The sequence below is a fragment of the Mesorhizobium sp. B4-1-3 genome (assembly GCF_006439355.1).
GTDB lineage: Bacteria > Pseudomonadota > Alphaproteobacteria > Rhizobiales > Rhizobiaceae > Mesorhizobium.
The window spans coordinates 43634-69200 of record NZ_VFTG01000024.1 but is presented as its reverse complement, the minus strand read 5'-3'; the positions used below and the strand labels follow the sequence as shown (position 1 = coordinate 69200).

At 64.1% G+C, this 25567-nt stretch carries 27 protein-coding genes; 6 read left to right on the top strand and 21 right to left on the bottom strand.

The genetic code is table 11. The features are described from left to right. Positions 1-5: 5 nt before the first annotated feature. Positions 6-2147, top strand: coding sequence for an EAL domain-containing protein (locus FJW06_RS24015; RefSeq protein WP_140755169.1), 2142 nt, complete (start codon positions 6-8; stop codon positions 2145-2147). A 13-nt stretch (positions 2148-2160) separates the two neighbouring features. On the opposite strand, the gene FJW06_RS24010 is transcribed toward FJW06_RS24015, so the two are convergent. Continuing rightward, complete coding sequence (locus FJW06_RS24010; protein ID WP_140755167.1) at positions 2161-3078, bottom strand: fatty acid desaturase family protein; 918 nt, start codon at positions 3076-3078, stop codon at positions 2161-2163. Between the two features lie 84 nt (positions 3079-3162). Here FJW06_RS24010 and FJW06_RS24005 point away from each other — a divergent pair, with 84 nt between their 5' ends. Next, a complete protein-coding gene (locus FJW06_RS24005; RefSeq protein ID WP_140755165.1) occupies positions 3163-4074 on the top strand; it encodes a LysR substrate-binding domain-containing protein in 912 nt (303 codons plus the stop codon). Positions 4075-4245: 171 nt separating this feature from the next. Here the strand turns inward: FJW06_RS24005 and FJW06_RS24000 are convergent, their stop codons facing one another. From FJW06_RS24000 to FJW06_RS23970, 7 genes are all read right to left on the bottom strand, one after another. Continuing rightward, positions 4246-5709 carry a RimK family protein gene (locus FJW06_RS24000; protein WP_140755163.1) on the bottom strand — a complete coding sequence of 488 codons (1464 nt, stop codon included), beginning with the start codon at positions 5707-5709 and terminating at the stop codon, positions 4246-4248. Positions 5710-5713: 4 nt separating this feature from the next. Next, on the bottom strand, positions 5714-6811 hold the full coding sequence (locus FJW06_RS23995; protein WP_140755161.1) for a GNAT family N-acetyltransferase/peptidase C39 family protein: 1098 nt from the start codon (positions 6809-6811) through the stop codon (positions 5714-5716). A 206-nt stretch (positions 6812-7017) separates the two neighbouring features. After that, a complete protein-coding gene (locus FJW06_RS23990; RefSeq protein WP_140755159.1) occupies positions 7018-7809 on the bottom strand; it encodes an anti-sigma factor in 792 nt (263 codons plus the stop codon). After that, positions 7806-8324: an RNA polymerase sigma factor gene (locus FJW06_RS23985; protein WP_140755157.1), complete on the bottom strand. Its 519-nt coding sequence runs from the start codon at positions 8322-8324 to the stop codon at positions 7806-7808. The genes FJW06_RS23990 and FJW06_RS23985 overlap by 4 nt, the downstream gene beginning before the upstream one ends. A gap of 159 nt (positions 8325-8483) precedes the next feature. Beyond that, on the bottom strand, positions 8484-8897 hold the full coding sequence (locus FJW06_RS23980; RefSeq protein ID WP_140755155.1) for a type II toxin-antitoxin system VapC family toxin: 414 nt from the start codon (positions 8895-8897) through the stop codon (positions 8484-8486). Beyond that, entirely contained in the window at positions 8897-9139 is a 243-nt protein-coding gene (locus FJW06_RS23975; protein ID WP_140755153.1) for a type II toxin-antitoxin system VapB family antitoxin, read from the bottom strand. Before FJW06_RS23975 ends, FJW06_RS23980 begins: the two co-directional genes overlap by 1 nt. 58 nt (positions 9140-9197) lie before the next feature. After that, positions 9198-11966 (bottom strand): DUF2339 domain-containing protein, encoded by a 2769-nt coding sequence (locus FJW06_RS23970; protein ID WP_140755151.1) that lies wholly within the window; start codon positions 11964-11966, stop codon positions 9198-9200. A gap of 251 nt (positions 11967-12217) precedes the next feature. Here FJW06_RS23970 and FJW06_RS23965 point away from each other — a divergent pair, with 251 nt between their 5' ends. Further along, positions 12218-12682, top strand: coding sequence for an NUDIX domain-containing protein (locus tag FJW06_RS23965; RefSeq protein ID WP_140755149.1), 465 nt, complete (start codon positions 12218-12220; stop codon positions 12680-12682). A gap of 14 nt (positions 12683-12696) precedes the next feature. Here the strand turns inward: FJW06_RS23965 and recO are convergent, their stop codons facing one another. From recO to FJW06_RS23935, 6 genes are all read right to left on the bottom strand, one after another. Continuing rightward, positions 12697-13440 carry a DNA repair protein RecO gene (recO, locus tag FJW06_RS23960; RefSeq protein WP_140755147.1) on the bottom strand — a complete coding sequence of 248 codons (744 nt, stop codon included), beginning with the start codon at positions 13438-13440 and terminating at the stop codon, positions 12697-12699. A gap of 55 nt (positions 13441-13495) precedes the next feature. Continuing rightward, complete coding sequence (era, locus tag FJW06_RS23955) at positions 13496-14428, bottom strand: GTPase Era (RefSeq protein WP_181178530.1); 933 nt, start codon at positions 14426-14428, stop codon at positions 13496-13498. Then, positions 14413-15129, bottom strand: a complete 717-nt coding sequence (gene rnc, locus FJW06_RS23950) for a ribonuclease III (RefSeq protein WP_140755143.1) — start codon at positions 15127-15129, stop codon at positions 14413-14415. The genes era and rnc overlap by 16 nt, the downstream gene beginning before the upstream one ends. A gap of 4 nt (positions 15130-15133) precedes the next feature. After that, positions 15134-15883, bottom strand: a complete 750-nt coding sequence (lepB, locus tag FJW06_RS23945; protein ID WP_140755141.1) for a signal peptidase I — start codon at positions 15881-15883, stop codon at positions 15134-15136. Positions 15884-15962: 79 nt separating this feature from the next. Further along, positions 15963-16376: a holo-ACP synthase gene (gene acpS, locus FJW06_RS23940; protein WP_140755139.1), complete on the bottom strand. Its 414-nt coding sequence runs from the start codon at positions 16374-16376 to the stop codon at positions 15963-15965. Beyond that, the gene (locus FJW06_RS23935) at positions 16373-16960 is read right to left on the bottom strand and encodes a DUF2062 domain-containing protein (RefSeq protein WP_140755137.1); all 588 of its coding nucleotides are present in this window, start codon (positions 16958-16960) and stop codon (positions 16373-16375) included. The genes acpS and FJW06_RS23935 overlap by 4 nt, the downstream gene beginning before the upstream one ends. Before the next feature lie 213 nt (positions 16961-17173). Here FJW06_RS23935 and FJW06_RS23930 point away from each other — a divergent pair, with 213 nt between their 5' ends. Beyond that, positions 17174-17704: a GNAT family N-acetyltransferase gene (locus FJW06_RS23930; RefSeq protein WP_140755135.1), complete on the top strand. Its 531-nt coding sequence runs from the start codon at positions 17174-17176 to the stop codon at positions 17702-17704. Here FJW06_RS23930 and FJW06_RS23925 read toward each other — a convergent pair. The 4 genes from FJW06_RS23925 to rpoZ form a co-directional block, all read right to left on the bottom strand. Next, a complete protein-coding gene (locus tag FJW06_RS23925; RefSeq protein ID WP_140755133.1) occupies positions 17682-18065 on the bottom strand; it encodes a VOC family protein in 384 nt (127 codons plus the stop codon). The two genes, FJW06_RS23930 and FJW06_RS23925, sit on opposite strands and share 23 nt — an antisense overlap. A gap of 75 nt (positions 18066-18140) precedes the next feature. After that, on the bottom strand, positions 18141-18719 hold the full coding sequence (pyrE, locus tag FJW06_RS23920; protein ID WP_140755131.1) for an orotate phosphoribosyltransferase: 579 nt from the start codon (positions 18717-18719) through the stop codon (positions 18141-18143). A gap of 66 nt (positions 18720-18785) precedes the next feature. Next, entirely contained in the window at positions 18786-21017 is a 2232-nt protein-coding gene (locus FJW06_RS23915; protein ID WP_140755129.1) for a bifunctional (p)ppGpp synthetase/guanosine-3',5'-bis(diphosphate) 3'-pyrophosphohydrolase, read from the bottom strand. A gap of 172 nt (positions 21018-21189) precedes the next feature. Beyond that, positions 21190-21585: a DNA-directed RNA polymerase subunit omega gene (gene rpoZ, locus FJW06_RS23910; RefSeq protein WP_140755127.1), complete on the bottom strand. Its 396-nt coding sequence runs from the start codon at positions 21583-21585 to the stop codon at positions 21190-21192. Between the two features lie 301 nt (positions 21586-21886). On the opposite strand from rpoZ, the gene FJW06_RS23905 reads away from it, so the two are divergent. Together FJW06_RS23905 and FJW06_RS23900 are read left to right on the top strand one after the other, a co-directional pair. Continuing rightward, positions 21887-22468 (top strand): NYN domain-containing protein, encoded by a 582-nt coding sequence (locus tag FJW06_RS23905; protein ID WP_042637844.1) that lies wholly within the window; start codon positions 21887-21889, stop codon positions 22466-22468. 12 nt (positions 22469-22480) lie between these two features. Further along, positions 22481-23137 carry a uracil-DNA glycosylase gene (locus tag FJW06_RS23900; RefSeq protein ID WP_140755125.1) on the top strand — a complete coding sequence of 219 codons (657 nt, stop codon included), beginning with the start codon at positions 22481-22483 and terminating at the stop codon, positions 23135-23137. 2 nt (positions 23138-23139) lie between these two features. Here the strand turns inward: FJW06_RS23900 and FJW06_RS23895 are convergent, their stop codons facing one another. The 3 genes from FJW06_RS23895 to dapA form a co-directional block, all read right to left on the bottom strand. Continuing rightward, entirely contained in the window at positions 23140-23844 is a 705-nt protein-coding gene (locus tag FJW06_RS23895; RefSeq protein ID WP_140755123.1) for a GH25 family lysozyme, read from the bottom strand. 89 nt (positions 23845-23933) lie between these two features. Continuing rightward, positions 23934-24413: an SsrA-binding protein SmpB gene (smpB, locus tag FJW06_RS23890; RefSeq protein WP_041002108.1), complete on the bottom strand. Its 480-nt coding sequence runs from the start codon at positions 24411-24413 to the stop codon at positions 23934-23936. A gap of 25 nt (positions 24414-24438) precedes the next feature. Beyond that, the gene (gene dapA / locus FJW06_RS23885) at positions 24439-25320 is read right to left on the bottom strand and encodes a 4-hydroxy-tetrahydrodipicolinate synthase (RefSeq protein ID WP_140755121.1); all 882 of its coding nucleotides are present in this window, start codon (positions 25318-25320) and stop codon (positions 24439-24441) included. Positions 25321-25567 lie beyond the last annotated feature (247 nt).

The window sequence follows — 25567 nt, the reverse complement described above, 5'->3', positions numbered from 1 at the left end:
TGCTCATGCCTGGCGTTCATGTCAAGACGGCTTCCACCGCCGGCAAGCGAAGAACGGCCGCTATCGGTCCAACGCGGCGGATCGCGGAAGAATTACGGGCCCAGAACGAGCGCTTCGCGGCGGCTGTCGAGAACATGTCGCATGGACTATGCATGTTCGACGCCGACGAGCGGATGATCATCTGCAACCGCAACTACATCGACATCTTCCGCCTGGACGCCAAAGTGGTGAAGCCAGGCACTCGTTTCTTCGACATCCTGCAGCACAGCGTCGACATCGGCATCGCCGCGCAGAGCGCCGACGAACTTTATGCCATCCGCAAGCCTTACATCGACGGTGCCAAGCCTTCGACCTATGAGGAAATCCTGTCGGACGGACGCATCATCGTCATTTCGCACCGGCCGATCGCCGTCGGCGGCTGGGTGTCGATCTACGAGGATGTGACGGAGCAGCGGCGCGCCGAAGCCGAGCTGAAAGAGCAATACCGCCGCTTCGACGCGGCCTTGGCCAACATGTCGCAAGGCCTGCTGATGTACAGCGCCGAGGGCCACCTGATCGTGCGCAACCAGCGCTTCCTGGATCTGTGCAACGCGAAGGCCGGGGATTTCGCGCTCGGCATGACGCACAGTCAGATGCTGGAGAAACTCGTTGCTCTCGGCATCTTCATGCCCGTTGAAGTCGACATCGAGGTGGGAAAGACGAAGGCGGCCCTGGACGCGGGCCAGTCGCGCTCCAGCTATCGCGAACTCGTCGATGGCCGCACGCTGTTTGTCTCGCGCCGCCCACTCGCCGGCGGCGGCTGGGTGGCGACCTTCGAGGACGTGACCGAACGGCGCCGTGTCGAAGAACGCATGACGCATCTTGCGCATCACGACACGCTGACCAATCTGCCCAACCGCTCGATGTTTCGCGAAAAGCTGGATCAGGCGCTTGGCGAGGCCAAGGCCAAGCCCTTGGCCATCTTCTCGCTCGACCTCGACCGCTTCAAGGCCGTCAACGACACGTTCGGCCACCCGGCCGGAGACTGGCTGCTGAAATGCGTCGCCAAGCGGCTGCAGCATGCCGTGCGCACCAGCAAGGACGTGGTGGCGCGCTTCGGCGGCGACGAGTTCGCCATCATCCAGTCGGGCATCAAGAGCGCCGCCGACGCCGAGAAGCTCGCCAAGCGCATCGTCGAGATCGTCGGCAAGCCCTATCGCGACAAAGGGCGCGAAATGCATGTGGGCGTGAGCCTCGGCATCGCGCTCTATCCCAGCGACGGACAAGATGCCGACACGCTGCTGACCAACGCCGACATGGCGCTCTACCGAGGCAAGAGCGAAGGCCGCAATGTCTATCGCTTCTTCGAGCCGGGCATGGATGCGCTGATGCGGGAGCGCAGGGCGCTCGAGGTCGATCTCGAAGCGGCACTCTCCAAGCGCGAATTCGAGCTGGATTTCCAACCGATCCTCGACATCGGCTCCGGCAAAATCGTCGGCGCGGAAGCCCTGATGCGCTGGCGCTCGCCATCGCGCGGCCTGGTATCGCCGGAAAATTTCATTCCCGCCGCCGAGGAGACGGGATTGATCGTGCAGCTCGGCGATTGGGCGCTGCGCAAGGCGTGCAACGTCGCCGCCAATTGGCCTCGGGACATGCGCATGGCCGTCAACGTCTCGGCCGCGCAGATCAAGAGCGGCGGCTTCGCCCGCAGCGTGATCTCGGCGCTCGCCTTTTCCGGGCTGCCGGCCAATCGCCTGGAGCTCGAAATCACCGAAACGGTCTTGATGGACGAAAGCGACGCGGTGCTGAAGACGCTAAGCCAATTGCGCGGCCTCGGCGTGCGCATCGCGCTCGACGATTTCGGCACCGGCTATTCTTCGCTCGGCTATCTCCGGCGCTTCCCCGTCGACAAGATCAAGATCGACCGCTCCTTCATCCGCGACCTCGACAAGCGAGACACGGCAGCGATCGTGCGCACGGTGATCGGCCTCGGCGCCGAGCTCGGCATCACCGTCACTGCGGAGGGCGTCGAGACCGAAGCGCAGCTCGACATGCTGCGCAAGGCCGGTTGCGGCGAGGCGCAAGGCTACCTGATCGGCGTGCCGAGCAAGGCGTCCGACATCGGCCGGCTGCTGCGTTCGCAGGCGCTGCAGCGCCAGTCGGGCTGAGTGACGCTCTCCGTCAGCGTAGCGCCCCGACATATTTCTCGTGGAAGCTCACATAGCCGGGCTCGACCACTTTGAGGTGCCGCTCGATCAGCCGATGGAATTCGGGCAACTGGTGGAACGGCACGCCGGGATAGGCGTGGTGCTCGGCATGGTAAGGCATGTTCCAGGCGAGCTTGCGCACGAACCAGTTGGTCAGCGTCGTGCGGGTGTTTTCCAGCATGTTGGCGACGAAGGGGCAGCGGCCGTGCTCGGCCAGCAGATAAAGCCTCAGGAACGGCTGGCCGAGCAGCGCCGGCACGATCCAGACAGTGAGCAGCACCGATGCCTTGAACCAGACCGCGAGCGCCAGCAGGACGACATAGAAGGCGATCATCGCCCGCGCTTCGGCCTTCACTTTCGGCACACCTTTCGGCGGCACGTAACTGTCTCGGCAGGGCCCCATTGCATTGGTATAGAGCGTCTTGAAATGGCCCCACCATACCGGCAGGCCGGAGACATGGACGATGTATTGCCGCATCGTCTCGGGCTTCGGAAAGGCGAGCTCCGGATCGTTTTCGGGATCCTGAGTGAAGCGGTGATGGGCGAAGTGGAAGTAGCGGAACCAGTCGGCCGGCAGCGCGATCACCAGGCTGCAGAAGCGCGCGACCACATCGTTCAGCCACTGCGTTTCGAACGCCGTCCTGTGCACGGTCTCGTGCAGCAACGTGAACAGGAAGACGATCAGGATGCCCTGCGGCAGCATCAGGACCGGCCAGAACGGCACCTTTGCCGCGATGAGCGCGCCAAGGACGACGATCGCGCCAAGATGGAGCGCGAACTGGAGAAGGCCCGGCCCATCGGACTTACCGGTCAGCCGGCTGCGCTCCTCGTTGGTCAGCGATGCCATCACCTGGCAATGGTCTACGGTTTCGTGGTGGTCGATTGCGTTCATGAGGCCACGATACTCAGAAAGAAACCTTTCGAAAAATGAGGATTTCTGCGAAATGGATAAGATCACCTTATCTTTCGGGTTGCCATGGTCGCCCTTCCCTCCTTGCGCGGACTCCAGGCCTTCGAAGCGGCGGCGCGCGCAGGCAGCTTTGCCGCCGCGGCGGAGGAGCTGTCGATTTCGGCCGCGGCCGTCAGCCAGCTTATCCGCACCGTCGAGGAGCAGATGGGGCGCAAACTGTTCCACCGGGTCAACCGGCGCGCGGTGCTGACCGAGGCCGGGGTGGAGATGCTGCCGAGGCTCAGCATGGCCTTCCGGGAAATCGGCAGCGTCGCGCGTGATGTCGGCGGCGGCGCGTTCCGGCCGAGGCTCGTCATTTCAGTGCCACCTTCCATGGCGATGGGCTGGCTTTCGGAGCGGCTCGCCGGCTTCGTCGCATCGCATGGCGCCGCCGACATATCGCTGAGAGGCGACGACGATCCGGTCCCATTCGATCATGAATTGATCGACATCCGCCTCTCCTATGGTCCGCACTATCGGGAACATCCGACCGAGGAGATCGTCAGGGACGCCGTCTATCCAGTCTGCGCGCCAACGCTGGCCGGAGCGACCGGATCCGACGGCCTTGTCGGCCTGCCGCTGATCCACACCGATTGGGGACCGACCGGCGCTTCCTTTCCAACCTGGCGCAACTGGTTCGAGGCAGCAGGCATCGAGCCGGGCCGTACGGCACAACGCGGCCTGTCGGCCAACTCGTCGCGGGCAGCGCTCGACCTTGCCATTTCAGGGCTGGGCGTGGCGCTGGCGCAAGGTATCTATTGCGCCCGGGCGCTGGAGGATGGCAGACTGGTGCGAGCCGCCCCGCAATCCCTGGAACTGCGCCAGCCCTATTGCCTGACGATCCCCGAACGCAGCGCAAGGCGCGATGTCGTGGGCGCGTTCCGGGAATGGTTGGTCGGGGAATGCGTGCGCGCGGTCAAATCACCAGCACTCGGCTGAGGAACTGAGGAACTGAGGAACTGAGGAACTGAGGAACTGAGGAACTGAGGAACTGAGGAACTGAGGGGATTAAGAAATGATGGGCCGATGACGCAAGGAGAGGTGTTCCGTCAGACACTCCATTCTTCAGTTCCTCAGTTCTTCAGCTCTCCAACTCCCCTTCTCCCACCTCTACTTCTCCGGCCTCTCCAGGCGTTCCAGGAACCACTGCGTCAGCCGCACCCAGAGCTCGTCCTTCTCGCCGGAATCCTCCCAGCCATGGTCGAGATTGGGGTTGTCGTTGACCTCGATGACGAAGACGCCGTCCTTGGTTTCCTTGAGGTCGACGCCGTAGAGCCCGTCGCCGATGCATTTGGCCGCCCGCACCGCCGTTTCGACGACATGCGGCGGCGTCTGCTTCAGCGTGAAGGTCTTGATGCCACCCTGGTCGGGCTTGCCGCTGGCCTTGTGGTTGACGATCTGCCAGTGCTTCTTCGCCATAAGATAGTGCACGGCAAACAGCGGCTGGCCGCCGAGCACGCCGACGCGCCAGTCATACTCGGTCGGGATGAACTTCTGCGCGATCAGAAGATCGGAATCTTCCAGCCATTCGGTCGCGAGCTTGGTGAGCTCCGCCATGTTCTCGCATTTCTTGACGCCGCGCGAGAAGGATGAATCCGGGATCTTCAGCACCAGCGGAAAGCCAAGCGTCTGCGCCGCCACTTCGAAGTCGGACGTGCCGGCGATCATCACCGTCGGCGGCACCGGCACCTTGTTGTAGGTCATCAGCTCGTTGAGATAGACCTTGTTGGTGCAGCGGATCATCGACAGCGGATCGTCGATCACCGGCATGCCTTCCTGCTGGGCGCGGCGCGCGAAGCGATAGGTGTGGTTGGAGATCGACGTCGTCTCGCGGATGAACAGCGCGTCGTAATTGGCGAGCTTGGCGAGGTCTTTCCTGGTGATCGGCTCGACCTCGACGCCCATCTTCTCGGCGATCCTCGCCCAGTAGCGCAGCGAGGAGATTTCCGACGGCGGCAATTCCTCATGCGGGTCGACCAGCGTCGCGAACGTATAGCGCGCCGGCGTGCGGCCCTTGGTGTCGCGCCACTCGCGATTGGTGTAGGTGTCCAGGCATTGCAGGAAGAACTCTTCCTCATCCTCGGTCATGCGGGCGAGCGGCAGGAAGCCGATCTTGCGGATCGAGGCCCATTCGGCGCTGTCCTTGATGTGGACCTCGAGTGCCGGCGCGCGGAACCAGTCGAACAACAGCTTGGCGAAACGGTCCCACACTTTCGACGGACCGATGCCGAAAAAGATCGCGGCCTTCGCCGGAAACGCCCCGCCGAGATCCTTGCGGCATTTGTTCAAGGCGAGTTCGAGCTCCGGCAGCGCGTGCTCGTAGAGTTTGCGCTCCGAAAGGTCGATCATCGTCTCGACCGTGGGGATCACCCTGTGGCCGCGCGAGCCGGCGAGCAGCGAGGCATAGTAGCCGCGGCTCTGGTAGCCGTAATTGTTCGACAGGTTGATCACTTTCGGCCGCTGGCCACGAAACAGCGCCGGATGCGCGAGATAATCGCGGTTGGTGATGATCTTGTGGGGTGTGGCCACCTGATCGATGTCGTTCTGCCTGCCTGTCAGGATAACCCAGGTCATTGTCTCAGCGTTTTCCCAGAGTGATGGCCGCGCGCAAGCCGTCTCGACCGAACTGCGCCATGTTCATGAAGATGTCGTAGGGCACCGGAATGTTCGCGGCATCGAGGATCGTCTCCTGCCTCTCATCCTCGACCCAGGGGTCGTGGATCAGGATATGGTCGCCATCGTCGCCGATGGCCAGCACCCAGTGCGGCACCTTCTTGCCGAACATCAGGAAGCCGCTGATCAGCACTACCACCAGCTTGCCCTCGGCCAAGGCGTCCCGGATATCGCCGATGCCGAACGGACGGTAGTTGACGGAGATGCCGTAAAGCTCGGCGCGGCGGCGGAAATCGACCTGTGCGAGCTCCATCACCCGGCGCTTGTCCTCGCTCCTCACCGATTGCAGGAACAGGGCGCCGTAGAAGGAGACGAATATCTCGGCGGCGAGCCCGCTCTCATAGCCGGCGACGGCCAGGCCGAAGGGCTCGCAGCCGCCGGGACCCGACATCATGAAGACCGTGGTCGCCTCGCGCCACAGGCGGATTTCCATGACCGAGTCAGGCACGAAGCCACGGTCGAAATTGGCCATCGCCATCATCAGGCAGCACGGGCCGCAGGTGAACTCGCAGGTCTGCGGGTAGAACGGCACCTTGGTCGCGGTCGGCGTATCGCCACGCAGCGTCTTCTCATAGCGCAGCGCGGTCGCACCATCTTCGTAATAATCGAGCTCGCGGCCCAATTTCCGATAGCCGGCCTGTTCGTAGATGCGGATGGCGCGCTGATTGTCCTCGCGCACTTCGAGGCGCAGCAACAGCCGGTCATGCTCGAAGGCCGCTTCCTCGGCGGCGGCCAGCAGAAGCCGGCCGATGCCGAGGCGACCGAAGAAGGGACCAACGGCGATGGAATAAAGCCGCGCCACGCCGCTGCCCTTGCGGAACAGGACCACGGCATAGCCGGCAACGCGGCCCTCGTTCTCGGCCACCAGCATCTCGGCGGTTTCGCGTTCGATGAACTGGCGGAAGGAGCGGCGCGAGAGCCTGTCGCCCGGAAAAACAGCCTTCTCGATGGCGGCGAGGTCATCGACGTCTGACGCGCGGGCCTTGCGGATCTCGGCAGGCATGCGGGCTTGGGAGAACCTCGATTGGGTTTAAGAAACGGCCCCGGTGGATGCGTCGCGAATACTGGCCGAAGCGCCAGTATCCATCAAGCGCTATCGCTCCTTGATTAGGGCCGAATTGTGACAGTTTCCGCCACGACAGGAAAGGCCTAGCACTTGAACAGAATTGCCGTCCAAGGGACTGCCGGCCGCCGAAAACCGCAGCCGGTTCAGCTCGATATGCCGGCCACGAGCTGGCCATAGGCGCTCTTTGCGACATCCGACAGGCGTTCCGGCGGCAACGAGCCGACGACCGCGCAGGCATAGCCCTTGTCGAGCCAGTAGACAGCCTCCGGCCCACCGGTCTCAGCCGTGTAGGTGCCCTTGGATGTCTCCGACGAGTCGGCGGTAACGTAGAGCGAGATGCGCTCGCCCTTGGCGTCCTCGTAGAGCAGCATCGCTGCCTTGCTCTGGTCACCGGCCGGCAGCAGCCGGCCGCCGACGAGGTCAAAGCCCTCGGCCGCAAGATCTGGCGCAACCAGCTTCAACCCGATACGGTTCGACAGCCAGGTCTGGAGATGATCCTTGTCGCTTGCGGGAACCTCGACGGCGTGGCGCTTTTCCGCGGCGTAGATGACATGGGCTGCGATCGCCTGTTCGGCGAGTTGGTCATCCCCTTCGCTACGGGCGATGCTGTCGATGCCGGCGACATAGCCGCCGAGCCCGCCGACCGCGAGCATCGCGGCCGCGGCAGCCGACAGCCACCAGCGCGAGCGCCAGGGCGATGCTTTTGCAGGCGCCTCGCCAAGCACGACCTGCCGCAACCTTGCCGGCACCGGCTCGTCCATCACGCCGGCCACGGCGGCGCGCATGGCAGCGCGGTCGGCGATGTAGCGCGTGGACTTCGCCTTCATCTCGGGATTGGCATCGAGCCAGGCGTCGTAAGCCATGCGCTCCTCGCCCGGCAGTTCGCCGTCAAGGGCCATATGGATATCGCGTTCAGTGAAATCGCGGTGGGTCATTTCTCGACGATCCTTATCGAGCGGCGGCGCGATGTGTCGTCGAGCAATCCTCGCAATTCCTCGCGGCCGCGCGCGATGCGCGACATCAGCGTGCCGGCCGGCACCCCAAGGATGTTGGCGGCCTCGGCATAGGAAAAGCCCTCGATGGCGATCATCACCAACGCCGCGCGGCGATCGGGGCTGATCGCCTGCAGGGCATCCATGATCTCGCGCGAGGCGATGGTCTCGACCTGATCGGCGGGCGCGGCTTGGGCTTCTCCGGCTTCGAGAGGCAGCATCGCCGCCTCGCCGCGCCGGTTGACCTTGCGCATCTGGTCGATGAACAAATGATGCATGATCGTAAACAGCCACCTCCGGGGGCTCTCTCCAGTCTGCCAGTTGTCGAGCCGAACAAGCGCCCGCTCCAGGCAATCCTGGACGAGATCGTCGGCGGAATCGCGCTCGCGCAGCAACGAGCGCGCATAGCGTCGCAACCGCGGTATTTCGCTCAGGATCGCTGCCTTCTTGTCGTCCATGACCGCTTGTTTCGAGGTCGCTTTCCGTCCCGATAGAACGCGCCTTGCCGGCGCGGTGCAAGCGGTCAGCGCGAAGCGGCCGAACCGCCGCGGTTACCCAAGCACATGAAGAACGATGGCGGAGGGCGATTTATTCCTGCCAAGTGGAAAGAAAGCCAATTATTTCAAATCCGTCAGCAGGAAATCATTGCCTTTGTAGAGCAGCGGAAGCTCGAGCACCTTGGCGCAGGCATAGGCAAAGCAATCGCCCAAATTCAGATCGGCTTGATGACCGACGGCCTTGCCATAGCGAGCGCTGGCCTCGATGGCGCGTGAGCCGATCTCCTCGCCTATCGGCACATTTTCTCCACCAATTTCCAAAATCAGCTGATCCACCAGATCGCGAGCCTTCAGGAGGGCTTCGGCAGTGGGCTTGCGAGAGCCCGCGCCGGCCCGCGCCAGTGCCTGCGTCGCTTCAAAACGGACCATCGCGGAGACATAGAAGTCGACAGCTCCTGAGAGTTGTTTGGACAATTCTTCCCAGCCCGGTTCCTGGTTGAGAATGGCGACGAGCACCGAAGCGTCGACAAACATCAGTCTTCCCACATCTCATTGGTGAATTTCTTCATGTCGAAATCGGGGTTGGGCAGGCCGATCTTCTTCGCCTCCGCCTGAAGCTTAACAATTCGATCGCGCAGCGGCAGCTTGGTGCGATGGCGTTCTAGTTCGTGCAAAAGCGCGGTCCGCACAGCCTCGGTCTTGCTGGACGCATTGGTCTCGCGCTGCAATTTTGCGGCGAGCGCGTCGACCTCGTCATCGCGAATGTAGAGCGGCATGAATATCTCCTATTGGATATTCATATATCCATTTTGAATATCCAGACAAGTCAAAGCACTACGTTTGCCTCGCCGCCCTGGTCAGCAGCCGCTGGTAGAACAGGCCGATGCCGATCAGCACGGCGCCGAGGCCGATGAAGGAGAGCGCGCGCAGCACGCCTTCAAGCTCCGACATGTCGAAGAGGAAGACCTTGACCACCGCGACCGCGATCAGCGCCGCAGAGGCGATGCGCAGCACTTGCGACTTCAGCCAGACGCCGGCGGCGAGCAGCGCCACGCCGATGACCAGCCAGAGCGCCGAATAGGTGTAGGTCTCAAGCTGGCCAAGCCCGCTCCACAGGGCGATGAACTCGCCCTTGAACAGGCGGCGCACCGAAAGCGTCGCATAGGCGAAGGCAAGCAGCGCGGCGATCAGCGCCAGCATCGCCGCATACCATCGCGGACGCTTGTCGCGGACATAGAGCGCCAGCGCGCCGGCGGCGACCGCCGGTAGCAGATAGGCAAGGAACAGGAGGTTGAAGACCGGGATCGTACCGGTCGACTCGTCCGTCAGCAGCGGGTTCAGCACGACGAAATGCTGAACGGCGATCAAGCCTGCCGAGACCACCCCGGCAGCCATCGAGCCATAGCGCAGAACCGAACTCGGCGAGCGCATGTCGATGGCGACGAGGATGGCGCCGGCGCCGAGCGCGATCAGCGTGTAGATCGCCTGTTCGGCCAGCGTGACCGTGCCGGTGTCGATGACGCCGCCATGCATAGCATGGCGCACCAGCATGGCGATGGTGAGCAGCGCAAACAGCGCCGAGGCCGCCTCCATGGCAAGGCGCGGCCGGCCGTTGGTGGTGCGGGCGAGCTGCCAGGCGGCAAAGCCGAAGGCGAGCGCCGGCACGCCATAGCCAAGCAGCAGCCAGTTGAAGACCGGCGTTCTGGAGAGAAACGCCGCGCCGACGACGGTCGGGTCGAAGGCCACACGACCGAGCACGGCGACCGTCGCACCCACCGCGATCCAGCCAAGCACGGAGTAGGAGCGCCAGCGCGTAGCCAGCGCCGGGACGATCGCCGCGGCTCCAAGCAGCACAGTCGTCCAGCCGGAACCGAAGGCCATGTGCAGCATCAGCAGACCGGCGACGCCGGCGCCGGCAAGCGCGAAGGACACGGCCGGGCCGCCACTGAGCGGCGGCCCCTCGGCGCGCGCGATCCACTCGCCGCCAGCCGCAAAGACGAGCACCAGCAACAGCGCCGGCAGCGCGTAGCCGAGGTCGCGGTCGATATCACCGAAGGTGAGCCACAGCGCGGTGAGCACCACCAGCGGGGCGATGACGCCCCAAGCCGCCCAGCAGGCTGAGCGCCGCGGCGCGGCGGCGGCGAAGCGGCGCGCGGCCCAGAAGCCGGCGGCGAGGAAGATCAGCCCAAGCGCGACGCCAATACGGAACGTCAGGGCGTCGGGCGACGCCAGGGGCTGAGCGTCCAACCCGACATCGAGCGCGTTCGCGCCGATCGTGGCGGGCGGGATGATGCCGAGATAGATCAACACGGTGGCGATGCCGGCGGCGAAAACCAGCGGAAGGGCGCGCGGCCGGTAGAGCGCCACCGCGACCAGCGCGGCCAAAAGCACCGCGCCGTGGACGGTGCCGCCGGCGCCGGCAAAAGCCGGATCGACGGACAGGCCCAGCGCGCTCAGGGCGATGAAGAAGCCGGGCACCATCGACGGCCAGTCGAAGCCGCTGACCGCAGTGTCGCGGCCAGTAGCCAAGAAAAGGCCGAGCCAGACGAAGGCCAGCACGGCGAGCGTGGCAAGGCCGATGAACAGGACGGCGGCGAGGTTCACATCCGGAGCGTCGACCATGTAGAGAATGGTCCAGATGCCTGTGCCGGCGAAGGCAGCCGCCACCAGCGCCTTCCAGTCGCGGATGCGGGCGGTTGCCGCGGTCGCCGCAAGCACGATCGCCAAATAGACGAACAAGGCCCAGGGATTGGGCGCCTGCGAGGCGACCAGCGCCGGCGTGACCATCGCACCGACGAGGCCGATGCCGGCCAGCGCCAAGCCGTGCACCAGCGAAGCGCCAATGGTCGCGACGCCGACGACGCCAAGCAGCACAAAGGCCGTCGCCGGCCCGATGAAGCCATGGATGCCGTGCGCCGCGTAGACCGTGCCGAACAGGATGAAGGCGCCAGCCGCCGTCAGGATCGAGGGGATATAGGCGCTGGCGGCGCCCTGCACCGGCACCTTGAAGCCAGTGCGGCGAATGAATTCGGCGCCGGCAATCAGCGCCAGGCCGAGGATGCCGGCCATCGTCAGTCGCACGCCGGGGCCGAAGATGCCGGCCTCGATGGTGTAGCGGATCAGAAACAGGCCGCCTAGCGCCAGCGCGATGCCGCCGACCCAGACCGCCCAGCGCGTGCCCAGCGCCGTCTCGACATCGGTCTGGCGCGCCGCTTTGGCGGGCGCTGGGGACCCTGCCGCGGGCGTCTGGGCCACGGTGGCGGGTTGCGCCGGTTCGATCGGCCCGGCGGATTGCGCAGGGGCAGCCTTGCGCGTCGTCCAGGGCCCGGCCACGGCCTCGCTTTCGGCGACCTCGGGCGTGGCCTCCTCGGCCACAGTCGTGCCATCAGCCAGCGGCGCGGCAGGCGCCGCGGCTGCCTTGGCCTCCTCGGCAAGACCTTTCTGCGCGGCGTCCGCTGGCGAGGGTGGGGACAACGAAACAGCCTGCACCAGGCCGCGCAGGACGCCAAGCTCGCGCTCGACCAGCGCGATGCGATTCTGCTGTCGGGATACAATGACGAAAAGAGCTATGACTGCGGCAATAGCGATCAGGCTGAAAAACATGGCGGTTTCCCTCAAAACCAGACCAGTCGTGGCCAACAAATGCGGCAATGGGACGACTGTCGCAAATCAGCGTCTTGCCGGCTAACAAGATCGGGCCGGCTAACAAGATCGAGCATGTTTCACGGCTGATTGCCAGCAACTTGCCTGATTATTCAATGGCGGGCCGCCGAGGCTGCCGGCATTGCGCGACCTCTGCCGCGCAATACTCGTGTTATTCTCGCGCGGAGGAAGACAATGTCGCGAGGTGACCGATGCCGCAGAAAAGCGCCGGCCTGCTGATCCACAGGCGCATTGCCGGTGTGTTCGAATTCCTGCTCGTCCATCCCGGCGGACCGTTCTGGGCCAGAAAGGATGAAGGCGCGTGGTCGATCCCGAAGGGATTGATCGACGACACCGAGGATGAACTCGAAGCCGCCAAACGGGAAGCCAAGGAAGAGCTCGGCGTCACCATCGAAGGCGACTTCCGGCCGCTCGGCAGCTACAGGCAGCCCGGCGGCAAGATCGTGGTGGCATGGAGTGTCGAAGCGGACATCGATGCGGATGCCGTCAGGAGCAATATGTTCACCATGGAGTGGCCGCCAAAGTCGGGCGCGATGAAGGAGTTTCCTGAAGTCGACAAGGCCGGCTGGTTTTCGCTGCCCGAAGCCGGCCTCAAGATCCTCAAAGGCCAGCGCCCCATGCTCGACGATTTCCTGGAACGGCGCAGCGCGGATTAGGCGCGCTGTCTCTGCTATCCGGCCCTCACCGCGGCATGGTGCCGACGCAGCGCGGCGAGAAACCCGGCGCGGGCGTCGGGCGGCTCGAGGCCGCGCGGCTCATAGACATGGCGGGTGAAGAAGAAGCCGCTCAGCCGGAACGCGTCTTCCAGCGCTGCCGCATCGGCGCGCAGGCCGGAGCCGCGTTGGAGAAAGGCCGGCAGCGCCAGCATCTTGTCGCGCCAGGGCGCGCCGGCCTCGCGCGACACGGCGCGTCCGGATTTCGGCGAGACATAAGCGAGATCCTGCCTGGTGCCGGTCGCCGCGCATTGGCTGAGGTCGAGGCCGAAGCCCAGCTCATCGAGGATGAGCAGTTCGAAGCGCGCCACCAGCTCGCCGGCCGCATCGGCATCGTCGAGATGAGAAATCATCACGGCAAGCGCCTCGTAAAGCCCGCCATGCGCGTCCCGTTCCGGCAGGAGCCTGAGATGCGCGGCCATGGTCTGCAGGCCGTAGACGGCGACCGCGCTGTCCATCAGTCGCGCGGCATTCATCTCGATCGCCTCGGCCTGGAAGACGCCGAGATGCTCGTCGAGCCGCGCCCGCCACAAAAGGTCGACGCGGTTGCCGGGCTGCAGCACCGGCTGCTGCTTGCGCGAGCGCCCGCCCCGCACCAGGCCGAGATGGCGGCCATGTGTGCGCGTCATCACCTCGAGGATGGCGCTGGTTTCGCCATGCTTGCGGGTGCCGAGAACTATTCCCTCGTCGCGCCATTCCATGGCCAGAGCTTTTCACCTGTTGGATGGCGAAATCAAGCCGGTGAGGCAAACCTGCTCAGTTCGGAAACTCCAGCCCCATCTCGCGGTAGCGTTCGGGGTCGTCGCCCCAATTCTCGCGCACCTTCACGAACAGGAAGAGATGCACCTTCTGCTCCAGAATGGCAGCAATCTCCATCCGCGCGGCCTGCCCGATGGCGCGGATCGTCTCTCCCTTATGGCCGAGCACGATCTTCTTCTGGCTGTCTCGCTCGACATAGATGACCTGCTCGATGCGAACCGAGCCGTCCTTCTTCTCTTCCCATTTCTCGGTTTCGATATGCGAGGAATAGGGAAGTTCCTGATGCAGCCTCAGATAAAGTTTTTCGCGCGTGATCTCGGCCGCGAGCTGGCGCATCGGCAGATCGGAGATCTGATCCTCCGGATAGTACCAGGGGCCAGCGGGCAACGTCTCGGCGAGATAGTCGAGCAGGTCCTTGCAGCCGGAGCCGGTGAGCGCGGAGACCATGAAAGTGCGCTTGAACGGCACGCGTTCGTTCGCGGTCGCGGCCAAAGCCAGAAGCGTCTCCGGCTTGACGCGGTCGACCTTGTTTAGGACGAGCAGCATCGGCTGCTTGACGTCCTTCAGCCGGTCGAGGATGGCATCGGCGTCACCCTTGATGCCGCGCTCGGCGTCGATCAGAAGCACGACGACATCGGCATCTTTGGCGCCGCCCCAGGCGGTCGTCACCATCGCGGTGTCCAGCCGCCGCTTCGGCTTGAAGATGCCCGGCGTGTCGACGAAGACGATCTGCGCGTTGGCATGCGTGGCGATGCCGCGCACGATGGCGCGGGTGGTCTGCACCTTATGCGTGACGATCGACACCTTGGCGCCGACAAGCTGGTTGACCAGCGTCGACTTGCCGGCATTAGGCGCACCGATCAGCGCGACGAAGCCGGAGCGCGTCGGGGGGGCTTCAGAGGTTTCAATTTCTGTCATGCTGCGCTCCATACGCCTTCGCGCAGCAAAAGAGTAGCCGCCGCGGCCTGCTCGGCCTCGCGCTTGGAGCGGCCGCTGCCGGTCGCCGGAGCGAAGGCGCCGACCTTGACGCTGACGGTGAACAGCGGGTCGTGGTCCGGTCCCTCGCGGCCGTCGACGCGGTAGGCCGGCACGGCGCCGGCCGCGGCCTGATGCGCCCATTCCTGCAACTCGGTCTTGGCGTCGCGCCGCGCAGCGCCGATCGCTTGCGAACGCGGCTGCCAGTAGCGATGGATGAAGGCGCGGGCAGCCTCAAGGCCACCGTCCAGGTAAAGCACGGCAATCAGGGATTCCAGCGCATCGGCGCGCAGATTGGTGCGCTTGCGCCCGTCGAGATTGCGCACATCGGAGCCGGCGCGGATCAGCTCCGGCAGGCCGATCTCCTCGGCGATTTCGGACAGCGCCTCGGCATTGACCAGCGCGTTGAGGCGCAGCGACAGCTCGCCCTCGGCGGCATCGGGAAAGGTAGCCAACAGCATGTCGGCGACGACGAGGCCGAGAACGCGGTCGCCCAGGAATTCGAAGCGCTCGTAGTCGACACCGGCATGGGTCGAACGGGCGCTGGCATGGGTCAGCGCCCGCTGCAGGCGCTGGCGGTCGGCGAAGGCATGGCCGGTACGCTCGACAAGCGCTTCGGCCAGGGCATCGGCGGTCAAACGCTTGCCGGCCGCCATCGCTCTAGTGGACGAAATGGAACAGGCGCCCGGCGCGCATCAGCGACGGCCACTTCCAGATCTCGAGCGGGCTCGCCTTGCCGGCGATCGAGAAGAAGATGAGGTTGGCGCGGCCGACGAGATTCTCGGCCGGCACAAAGCCGACGGCGAAGCGGCTGTCGGAGGAATTGTCGCGATTGTCGCCCATCATGAAATAGTGCCCGGCCGGCACGACGAATTCGCGCGTGTTGTCGCCGATCGAATCGGAATTGATGTCGAGCGTGTCGTAGCTGACGCCGTTCGGCAGCGTTTCACGATAGACATCGATCGGCCGGTTTTCCTCGGTGACGTCGGGATTGTCGATCTGGCCGGTCTTCACGCGCGGCACGCCGACGTCGTTGATGAAGAGTTGGCCGTCCTTCATCTGGATCTTGTCGCCGGGCAGGCCGACGACGCGCTTGATGTAGTCGACCGACGGATCCGGCGGGAACTTGAACACCACCACGTCGCCGCGCTTTGGCTCCGAGCCCCAGATGCGGCCCGAGAAGAGATCGGGACCGAAAGGCAGCGAATAGCGCGAATAGCCATAGGCCCATTTGGTGACGAAGAGATAGTCGCCTTCGAGCAGCGTCGGCCGCATCGAGCCGGACGGAATGGAGAAGGGCTGGAAAAGCAGCGTGCGGATGACGAGCGCGAGCAGCAGAGCCTGGATGATGACGGAGAAGGTTTCACCAAGCCCGCCGGATTTCTTCTGCGATTTTTCAGCCACGCTCATGTCGTCCTCAATTGTGCGATGTTGGTATAGAGTCTTGGCGCGCGCTGGGCAACGTCATGCCGCTGGTGGTCAGATGGAATCAATGTGGCGCTTGTTCGGCGGGCACTGCCTCGATGATCACAAAGGCTTGAGCAAGCGGGAAATCGTCGGTGATGGTGAGATGGATCAGCGCGCGGCGGCCTTTCGGCAGGATTTTCTCCAGCCTGGCCGCGGCGCCACCGGTCAGCGCCATGGTCGGCGCGCCGCTCGGCAGGTTGACCACGCCCATGTCGCGCCAGAACACGCCCTCGGCCATGCCGGTGCCCAACGCCTTGGCGCAGGCCTCCTTGGCGGCAAAGCGCTTGGCATAGGAAGCGGCGCGGGCGGCGCGCTTTTCCGACTTGGCCTGTTCGACCTCGGTGTAGATGCGCTGGACGAAGCGCTGGCCGTGGCGCTCCAGCGATTTTTCGATGCGTCTGATGTCGATCAGGTCGCTGCCGATGCCGATGATCATTCCGCCGGCACTTCCCGCCCGCCCTGCCGCGCCTTCTTCTCGGCACGCTCGGCCATGCGCTTCCGGCGCTGCTCGCGAAACACGGTCATGCCCCAGCGGGTGATGCCGTAGAACACCAGCCCGAATATCAGGCCGAGCAGCACCGCGCCGATCAGCATCGGCTCCAGAACGGGCACCCAGAGCTTGGCGAAGGAGAGCTTGTGCATCATTTCGCCGAGATGCTCGGGAGGGCCGTGCTTCGGCAAATGCTCATGCAGGATCAGTTTGCCGGTTTCCCAGGAGGCGCCCCACAGCAGCGGGGAGGTCAGCGGATTGCCGAAAAACACCGCGCCGAGCGCCGCAGCGACCAGATTGCCGGCGATCACCCAACAAAGCACCGCAGCAACCACGAAATGGACGCCAAGCGGGAAGAAGGAGGCAAAAACACCCGCGGCGACGCCGGCGGCGACCGAATGCGGCGTCGCCTTCAGCCGCAGGATGCGTTTGGAGAAATATTGCACGGAACGCGAGAACGAGCGGCGCGGCCATAGATAAGTACGCACCCGCTCCAGGAGGCCATCAGGCTCTCGGCGTCGAAAAAGCACTCTGTTCCAGTTCCCGGTCCAACACGCGCTGCCCCTGCCCACCGGGACGCGCCACACATATCTTGCGCTTCGATGGCGCAGAAAGGCAACAAGTCTCTGATATAGAGACGGGCGGGCATCGTAACAACGAAACGTCGCCGCGATGGTCTGCCGCAGGCTGTAACAAGGCCATCATTCTGGCGAAACTGAGGAAACAACCGAAATGCGGAGCAAATGATCACCATTCGACCGGCGCGAGCCGAGGACGCGGAGGCATTGCCGGCGATCGAGCAATCGGCCGGACTGGCGTTCCGCGCCATTCCGGAACTGGCGTGGCTAGCCGACGGCGACAATGTCAGCGTCGAGCGACACCGCGCGCTGATCGCCGCGGGCGCATGTTGGGTTGCCGCGGACGAAGATGACCGGCCGGTCGGCTTCCTGAGCGCCGGGGTCGAGGGCGATGCGCTGCATGTCTGGGAATTGGACGTGCGCCTCGACCGGCAGGGCCAGGGCATCGGCCGCGCTTTGCTCGAACGGTCGGTCGCGCACGCCAGGCGGCGCGGTCTGGCCGCGATGACGCTGACCACGTTTCGCGCCATTACCTGGAACGCGCCCTTCTATCGTAAGTTCGGCTTTCGTATCCTGGGAGGCGCCGAGATCGACGCACGGTTGGCCAGGCTGCTCAGCGACGAGGCCGAGCACGGCATGGCTTTGGACCAGCGCTGCGCCATGCGGCTCGATCTCAGTCGAACGGGTACTCGCTGACCTCGACCAGATTGCCGTCCGGGTCGCGGAAATAGACTGAGATCATCGGGCCGCGCGCGCCGGCGCGTGAGACCGGGCCGACTTCTACCGCCACGCCATTGGCCGCTAGGCTGGCCTGGATCTCGGCAAGCGGCACGGCGGCGACGAGGCAGAAATCGCCGGAGCCGGGCGTCGGGGTCTTCGCCTTAGGCTCGAACGTGCGGTCGATTTGGTGCAGGTTGATCTTCTGCGAGCCGAACAGAAGCGCGGTCGGCCGGCTGGGTTCATCGAGCCGCCGCATGCCGAGCACGCGCCCGTAGAAGTCGCAGGTCGCTTCGACCGAGCGGACCGTCAGCACGAAATGGTCGATACCGGCGATCATCGCGCCCCGGGCGCGGGCCGCTGCCAGAGAGATTCAAGCGGCGCGCCCAAGTGCTTGTTTTCATACATTGCGGAGTCAGATGTTGCGGCTTCCCGGCTTAACGGCTGGAATGGCGGCAAGTTCCGGCGGCAGGCGGTCGGCGGGATAGGCCGGCACTTCATATTCGGCAAGCGCGATCAACGGCACGCCGACATCGGTCTTGCCGGCCGAACGGTCGATGATGCAGGCGGCCGCCACGACTTCGGCGCCAAGCTCGCGCAGGCAATCGATGGTCTCGCGGATCGACAGGCCAGTGGTGACGATGTCCTCGACGATGACGACGCGCGCGCCCTTGGCGATCTCGAAGCGGCGCAGCCTGAACTCGCCGCCTTCCCGCTCGACCCAGATCGCCGGGACGCCCAAATGACGCGAGGTTTCATAGGCCGGGATCAGGCCACCGATGGCCGGACCGACGATATAGTCGATCCTGCCGGGCACAGCCTCGCGGATCTTCTCGGCCAGCGCCTTGCAGAGACGCTCGGTCTTGTCGGCATGCATGAAGACGCGCGCCTTCTGTAGAAAGACCGGGCTGCGCAGGCCCGACGTCAGGATGAAATGGCCTTCAAGAACGGCGCCGGCCTCGCGGAAAATGCCAAGCACTTCGTCGGTGTTCATTTCGTCCCCCGTTATCTTTGACTGCAGCCTTCCGAAAATCAGTTTTCGGAGCCGGGCTCCAATCATTTAGCCGTTAACACGCCGCGCATCGCTGACGCTCGAATTGTCCTTGAGCTGCGACAGCAGCCGGTTGAGGTGCTTCAAATCCCAGACCTCGAGGTCGATCAGCATCTCGGTGAAATCGGGCGCCGTGCGTATCATCGACAGCGTGTGGATGTTGGCGTCGTTGGACGCCACCACCTGGGCGATGTCGGCCAACGAACCGGGGGCATTGATGGCGGTGACCGAGATGCGCGCCGGGAACCGCTCCTTGGTGCGTTCGTCGATATCCCAGCGCACGTCGATCCAGCGCTCGGGCTGGTCGTCGAAGGCCTGCAGCGCCGGCGACTGGATCGGATAGATGGTGATGCCGGTCCCCGGCTGGATGATGCCGACGATGCGGTCGCCCGGCACGGCACCTTCCGGGGCGAAGCGCACCGGCAGGTCGCCGCGCACGCCGCGGATCGGCACCGCGCCGTCGCGCAGCTGGTCCTTGCCTTTGCGCGCGGCGCGCGTGCCGGGCATCTGGAACAGCATGCCGGCGGCGTTGCGGATCTTCGACCAACCTTCCTCGCGCGGCTTGGGCGGGGCGACGGTGACGCGCTCGTCCTTATAGTCGGGGAAGACGGCTTTCATCACGTCGGTTGAGCTCAATTCGCCGCGACCGACGGAAGCCAACACGTCCTCGATATCCTTGCGCGCCAGCCGGTGCAGCACCGGTTTCAGGCTTTCCTTGGTGAAGGTCTTGCCGGCGCGCTCGAAGGCGCGTTCGAGGATGCGGGCGCCAAGGCCGGAATATTGCTTGCGGATCGCGTTCTTGGTGGCGCGGCGGATGGCTGCGCGCGCCTTGCCGGTGACCACGACCGATTCCCAGGCGGCAGGCGGCACCTGCGCCTTGGAGCGGATGATCTCGACCTCGTCGCCATTCTTCAGCTCCGTCATCAGCGGCATGATGCGGCCATTGACTTTGGCGCCGACGCAGGTGTCGCCGACATCGGTGTGGACGGCATAGGCGAAGTCGATCGGGGTGGCGCCGCGCGGTAGCGCGATCAGCATGCCTTTGGGCGTGAAGCAGAACACCTGGTCCTGGAACAGCTCCAGCTTGGTGTTCTCGAGGAAATCCTCCGGATTGTCGCCCTCGGCCAGTTGCTCGATGGTGCGCCGCAGCCAGGCATAGGCGTTGGTCTCCCTGGAGATCGCATGGGCGGCACCGTTCATCTTACCGCCTGTATCCTTGTAGATCGAATGCGCGGCGACGCCATATTCGGCGATCTTGTTCATCTCCTTGGTGCGGATCTGCAATTCGACGCGCTGGCGCGACGGCCCGACGATGGTGGTGTGGATGGAACGGTAGTCGTTCTGCTTCGGCGTCGAGATGTAGTCCTTGAAGCGGCCTGGCACCATCGACCAGGTGGTGTGAATGGCGCCAAGCGCGCGGTAGCAGTCGTCGACCGTGTCGACAATAACGCGAAAGCCGAAAATATCGGAGAGTTGCTCGAAGGAGAGCGCCTTGGCCTCCATCTTGCGGAACACCGACCACGGCTTCTTCTGCCGGCTCTTCACGCTCGCCTTGATGGCGTGTTTTTCGAACAAGCCCGACAGCGCCGTCTCGATCTCCTGCAGGACGCCCTTGTTGCGCTCGAAAATCTCGGCAAGCCTTGCCGTGACGGCACGATAAGCCTCCGGATTGATGTAGCGGAAGGCGATCTCCTCCAGCTCCTCGCGCATGCCTTGCATTCCCATGCGCCCGGCCAGCGGCGCATAGATGTCCATCGTCTCCTCGGCGATGCGCAGGCGCTTGGACTCGGGCATATGGTCGAGCGTACGCATGTTGTGCAGGCGGTCGGCGAGCTTGACCAGGAGAACGCGAATGTCCTCGGAGATCGCGAGCAGAAGCTTGCGCAGATTCTCGGCCTGCTCGGCCTTCTTGGAGACCAGATCGAGCTTCTTCAGCTTGGTGAGGCCCTCGACCAGCTTGCCCATTTCGGGGCCGAAGAGCTCGTCGATCTCTGCCCGGGTCGCCGTCGTATCCTCGATCGTGTCGTGCAGCAGCGCGACGGCGATGGTCGCCTCGTCCATGTGCATGTCGGTGAGGATGGCGGCGACTTCGAGGGGGTGCGAGAAATAGGGATCGCCCGAGGCGCGCTTCTGATGGCCATGCTTCTGCATGGCATAGACGTAGGCCTTGTTGAGCAGCGCCTCGTTGACGTCAGGCTTGTAGCGCTGCACGCGCTCGACAAGCTCATACTGACGCATCATGGGCGGGATCTCGCGGTGCTGAAATGATTGATGCGCCGCACCGACGTGCGACGCATCTCATAGATAGCCACGAAACTTACCAGACGGAAGTACCGGATGCTTGATCCAGGCGAACTCGGAAGCTTTTTCAGAATCCGCTCAACAACCGGCTGAGCAGAATTATCAAAAGCTCTTAGTAGTCGTCGCTCTTTTCCGGGGGTACCAGGCCTTCGATGCCGGCGAGCAGGTCTTCCTCGCTCATGCGGTCGAAAGCGATGTTCTCCTCGGCGTCGTCGGCCGCGACAGCGGTCGTGCCGGTCTGGTCGGTGATCGCCTCGCCCTCGGCCTCCGGCTCGTCGACCTCGACATGCTTCTGCAGCGAGTGAATCAGGTCTTCCTTGAGGTCGTCGGGAGAGAGCGTCTCGTCGGCGATCTCGCGCAGCGCGATGACCGGGTTCTTGTCATTGTCGCGCGGAACGGTGATCTGCGCGCCCTGGCTGATCTGGCGGGCGCGATGGCCGGCGAGCAGCACGAGTTCAAAACGGTTGTCGACCTTGTCGATGCAATCTTCAACGGTTACGCGGGCCATGGACTGCCCCTTTCATGCGATGGATTTAGTGGAAAGCTGGCGCGCTCCATAACGCGGGCGCGGACGAAACACAAGCTTTATGGCGCCGGCGCAAGCTTGACCGCCCCTAACCCGGCTCATCATCTGAGCGCGCCTTGGTGGGCTTAGATAGTCGCGATCACAATTGCTTGCAATGCCGGCGCTGCCCTTGGATATCCACAAATTGCGCGTTATCTCGGATGCGACGGTATCGGGGTCCATTTAACGGACCTATTCGTCAACGCTTTTAGACGACAGAAATTTTTGAAAGGGATGTTTTTCAATGTTCGATCCCCGTGAAAAGATCGCCCTTTTCATCGACGGTGCCAATCTCTACGCCACGTCCCGCGCGCTGGGCTTCGACATCGACTACCGCAAGCTCCTGTCGAGCTTCCAGAAGCGCGGCTATCTCTTGCGCGCTTATTATTACACCGCGCTGGTCGAAGATCAGGAATATTCCTCGATCCGGCCGCTGATCGACTGGCTCGACTATAACGGCTTCAAGGTGGTGACGAAGCCCGCCAAGGAATTCACCGACTCGACCGGCCGCCGCAAGATCAAGGGCAATATGGATATCGAGCTGACGGTCGACGCGCTGGAGCTCGCCGATGTCGTCGACCATTATGTGATCTTCTCCGGCGACGGCGACTTCCGCACGCTCGTCGAGGCGCTGCAGCGGCGCGGCCGCAAGGTGTCGATCATCTCGACCATGGCCTCGCAGCCGCCGATGATCTCCGACGATCTGCGCCGCCAGGCTGACCATTTCATCGACCTGATGACGCTGAAGAGCGAAGTCGGCCGCGACCCGTCCGAGCGGCCGGCGCGGCGGCCGGAACCCGCCGAAGTCGACGAGGACGATTATTGACGGGCGGCGGCCTTGAGCGCCGCGCCCTCCCCCGAACCCAGCCGTGACTGTCCGCTTTGCCCGCGGCTGCATGATTTCATCGCCGCCTGGCGCGAGCGTGAGCCGGGGTGGTTCAACGCGCCGGTGCCGACTTTCCTGCCGCCGGAAGGCGAGAATGCAGTCAAACTCCTGATCGTCGGGCTGGCGCCTGGCCTGCGCGGTGCCAACCGCACAGGACGCCCCTTCACCGGCGACTATGCCGGCGACCTGCTCTACGGCACGATGATTAAGCATGCCCTGGCGCGCGGGGAGTTCAAGGCAAGGCCGGATGACGGACTCGAGCTTGTCGGCACAGCCATCACCAATGCGGTGCGCTGCGTGCCGCCGGAGAACAAGCCGGTGGGCGCCGAGATCGCCACCTGCCGGACTTTTCTAAAGCCGACGATTGCACGCTTCCCCAATCTGCGCGCCATACTGACGCTGGGTTCGATCGCGCATCAGGCGACCGTGCGGGCGCTGGGCGGGCGCGTCGCCGCATTGCCGTTCCGCCATGGCGGAAGGCAAGAAGCCGGCGGCATCGCCTTGTTCTCCAGCTATCACTGCTCGCGCTACAACACCAATACGGGCGTGCTGACGGAAGAGATGTTCGTCAACGTGTTCAGCGAGATCGCGACGTTCCTGAAGAACTAGATTCAGGGCGCGAACAACGCCGCCAGGGTCTCGCGGCTGCCCTTCAGAACGTTCAGATCGACATCGCCGGCGATGCCGTCGACGCGGCCCATATTGTGATATTGCCAGTAGATCCAGTCGTTCTCGCGCGGCCTCAGCGCCAGCGAACGCAGCCAGCGCTGACGGGTTATGATAGTGCCGGAATAAGCGTCGGCCGCCTCGTCGGTCAGGTAGAAGATCGCCTGCTTCCCGAACGCCGCCTCGACAGGGCCGAGGAAAGCGGCAAGCTCCGCGTTCAACTGCTCGGGCGACGGCCGTTGCGGGCAGTTGCCGCCGAATTCGATGTCGACCACCGGCGGCAGAAGCGGTTCGCCGCGCGGCACCACCGCCATGAAATTCTTCGCCTGATCGGCGCCTGGGCGGCAGAAGGTGAAGAAGTGATAGGCGCCGACCGCCAGGCCGGCCGCGCGCGCCTCTCGCAGATTGGTCGCAAACAGGGTGTCGACATGGGTGCCGCCTTCGGTCGCCTTGATGATGGCGAAGGCGACATCGTCGGCCGCGACGCGGGGCCAGTCGATCTTTCCCTGATGATGGGAAACGTCGATGCCCCGGATCGGGAACTCGGCGCGGTCCGGCGAAAAGCCACGGAACCAGAAGAACGCACCCGCCGCTACGGCACAGACGACAACCACGCCGGCAAGGCACCAGAATACAATCCGCTTGCCCAAGACATCCCCCGTCGGAAGGCGCGTACGCGCCGGACCAGAGAACCGCCCGGCGGCTTTTTCGGGCGGCCGGCGCTGCCAGCCCTGGAGGCTCAGCCGCGCTCCTTCAAGAGCCGGCCCTTCTCGCGCGACCAATCGCGCTGCTTTTCGGTCTCGCGCTTGTCGTGCAGCTTCTTGCCGCGGGCAATCGCGAGCAGCAGCTTGGCGCGGCCGCGATCGTTGAAATAGATCTTCAGCGGCACCAGCGTCATGCCCTCGCGCTCGACGCTTTGCGAGAGTTTCGCCATCTCGCGCTTGGAGACCAGCAACTTGCGGCGCCGGCGCGGCTCGTGGTTGAAGCGGTTGGCCTGCAGATATTCCGGCAGATAGGAGTTGATCAGCCAGATCTCGCCGCCCTCGGCCGAGGCGTAGCTCTCCTGGATGTTGGCCTGGCCCTGACGCAGCGACTTGACCTCGGTGCCGGTCAGCACCAGGCCGGTCTCGATCGTGTCGAGCACCTCGTAGGAGAAGCGCGCCTTGCGGTTTTCGGCGACCGTCCTGTTGTTCGGGTCGGCTTTCTTGACTTGATTCATAATGCGGAGAGGTGGCGCCTCATCACTAATTAATCAAGCCGGCGTGCTTCAGCGCCGCGTCGATCTTTTCCGCGGTCGAGGGCTCGACCGTCACTAGCGGCGAGCGCACCACGTTCTCGATCTTGCCCAGCTTCGACAACGCATATTTCGACCCCGAAACGCCGGGCTCCATGAAGATCGCCTTGTGCAGCGGCAGGAGCCGGTCCTGCAGCTCGAGCGCCTTGGCGCTGTCGCCGGAGAGCGTGGCTTCCTGGAACTCGGCGCAGAGCCGCGGCGCGACGTTGGACGTCACCGAGATGCAGCCGACTCCGCCATGGGCGTTGAAGCCTAGCGCAGAAGCATCCTCGCCGGAGAGCTGGATGAAGTCCTTGCCGCAGGTCATGCGCTGCTCGGAGACACGCTCGACCTTGCCGGTGGCATCCTTGACGCCGGCGATGTTCTTGAAGTCATGCGCCAGGCGGCCCATCGTCTCGGGCGACATGTCGATCACCGAGCGCGGCGGGATGTTGTAGATGATGATCGGCAGCCTGGTCGCGCGGGCGACGGCGGCGAAATGCTCATAAAGGCCGCGCTGCGTGGGCTTGTTGTAATAAGGCGTGACGACAAGGGCGGCATCGGCGCCGGCCTGTTCGGCATACTTCACCAGGCCTACCGCTTCCTCGGTGTTGTTGGAGCCCGCGCCGGCCACGACCGGAACCCTGCCCTTGACCACCTCGATGGCGACCTTCACGACATGGCGGTGCTCCTCATGCGAGAGCGTCGGCGACTCGCCGGTGGTGCCGACCGGGACGAGGCCCTTGGTGCCCTCGGCGATCTGCCATTCGACGAAAGCGCGAAAGGCTTTCTCGTCGAAGCGCCCGCTCTTTTCGAACGGTGTCACGAGCGCGGTGAGCGAGCCTCTCAGCATATCGTCCAAACTCCTTGGAACTTCGTTTGTTTATGCATGTCTTCATCCCAAAACCGGTTTCCACTTTGGGCGACATACGTCGGTATCTTGTGCGCGCGCCTTCTAACCGAAAGCGAAGCCGCGCACCATAGTCTCGACATTGTTCAGCGGCAAGGATCACTATGGTGCCAGCAAGCGCAATTCGAACGGCCTTGATAACCTTTTGTTTACGAGCCCTTCACGACCTAAGTTTAGGCTTCGCATCGGG

Excerpts from the sequence above, each read along its gene's own strand:
- FJW06_RS24015 (WP_140755169.1), top strand. The coding sequence starts at position 6 with ATGCCTGGCGTTCATGTCAAGACGGCTTCCACCGCCGGCAAGCGAAGA.
- FJW06_RS24010 (WP_140755167.1), bottom strand. The coding sequence starts at position 3,078 with ATGAACGCAATCGACCACCACGAAACCGTAGACCATTGCCAGGTGATG.
- FJW06_RS24005 (WP_140755165.1), top strand. The coding sequence starts at position 3,163 with ATGGTCGCCCTTCCCTCCTTGCGCGGACTCCAGGCCTTCGAAGCGGCG.
- FJW06_RS24000 (WP_140755163.1), bottom strand. The coding sequence starts at position 5,709 with ATGACCTGGGTTATCCTGACAGGCAGGCAGAACGACATCGATCAGGTG.
- FJW06_RS23995 (WP_140755161.1), bottom strand. The coding sequence starts at position 6,811 with ATGCCTGCCGAGATCCGCAAGGCCCGCGCGTCAGACGTCGATGACCTC.
- FJW06_RS23990 (WP_140755159.1), bottom strand. The coding sequence starts at position 7,809 with ATGACCCACCGCGATTTCACTGAACGCGATATCCATATGGCCCTTGAC.
- FJW06_RS23985 (WP_140755157.1), bottom strand. The coding sequence starts at position 8,324 with ATGGACGACAAGAAGGCAGCGATCCTGAGCGAAATACCGCGGTTGCGA.
- FJW06_RS23980 (WP_140755155.1), bottom strand. The coding sequence starts at position 8,897 with ATGTTTGTCGACGCTTCGGTGCTCGTCGCCATTCTCAACCAGGAACCG.
- FJW06_RS23975 (WP_140755153.1), bottom strand. The coding sequence starts at position 9,139 with ATGCCGCTCTACATTCGCGATGACGAGGTCGACGCGCTCGCCGCAAAA.
- FJW06_RS23970 (WP_140755151.1), bottom strand. The coding sequence starts at position 11,966 with ATGTTTTTCAGCCTGATCGCTATTGCCGCAGTCATAGCTCTTTTCGTC.
- FJW06_RS23965 (WP_140755149.1), top strand. The coding sequence starts at position 12,218 with ATGCCGCAGAAAAGCGCCGGCCTGCTGATCCACAGGCGCATTGCCGGT.
- recO (WP_140755147.1), bottom strand. The coding sequence starts at position 13,440 with ATGGAATGGCGCGACGAGGGAATAGTTCTCGGCACCCGCAAGCATGGC.
- era (WP_181178530.1), bottom strand. The coding sequence starts at position 14,428 with ATGGAGCGCAGCATGACAGAAATTGAAACCTCTGAAGCCCCCCCGACG.
- rnc (WP_140755143.1), bottom strand. The coding sequence starts at position 15,129 with ATGGCGGCCGGCAAGCGTTTGACCGCCGATGCCCTGGCCGAAGCGCTT.
- lepB (WP_140755141.1), bottom strand. The coding sequence starts at position 15,883 with ATGAGCGTGGCTGAAAAATCGCAGAAGAAATCCGGCGGGCTTGGTGAA.
- acpS (WP_140755139.1), bottom strand. The coding sequence starts at position 16,376 with ATGATCATCGGCATCGGCAGCGACCTGATCGACATCAGACGCATCGAA.
- FJW06_RS23930 (WP_140755135.1), top strand. The coding sequence starts at position 17,174 with ATGATCACCATTCGACCGGCGCGAGCCGAGGACGCGGAGGCATTGCCG.
- FJW06_RS23925 (WP_140755133.1), bottom strand. The coding sequence starts at position 18,065 with ATGATCGCCGGTATCGACCATTTCGTGCTGACGGTCCGCTCGGTCGAA.
- pyrE (WP_140755131.1), bottom strand. The coding sequence starts at position 18,719 with ATGAACACCGACGAAGTGCTTGGCATTTTCCGCGAGGCCGGCGCCGTT.
- FJW06_RS23915 (WP_140755129.1), bottom strand. The coding sequence starts at position 21,017 with ATGATGCGTCAGTATGAGCTTGTCGAGCGCGTGCAGCGCTACAAGCCT.
- rpoZ (WP_140755127.1), bottom strand. The coding sequence starts at position 21,585 with ATGGCCCGCGTAACCGTTGAAGATTGCATCGACAAGGTCGACAACCGT.
- FJW06_RS23905 (WP_042637844.1), top strand. The coding sequence starts at position 21,887 with ATGTTCGATCCCCGTGAAAAGATCGCCCTTTTCATCGACGGTGCCAAT.
- smpB (WP_041002108.1), bottom strand. The coding sequence starts at position 24,413 with ATGAATCAAGTCAAGAAAGCCGACCCGAACAACAGGACGGTCGCCGAA.
- dapA (WP_140755121.1), bottom strand. The coding sequence starts at position 25,320 with ATGCTGAGAGGCTCGCTCACCGCGCTCGTGACACCGTTCGAAAAGAGC.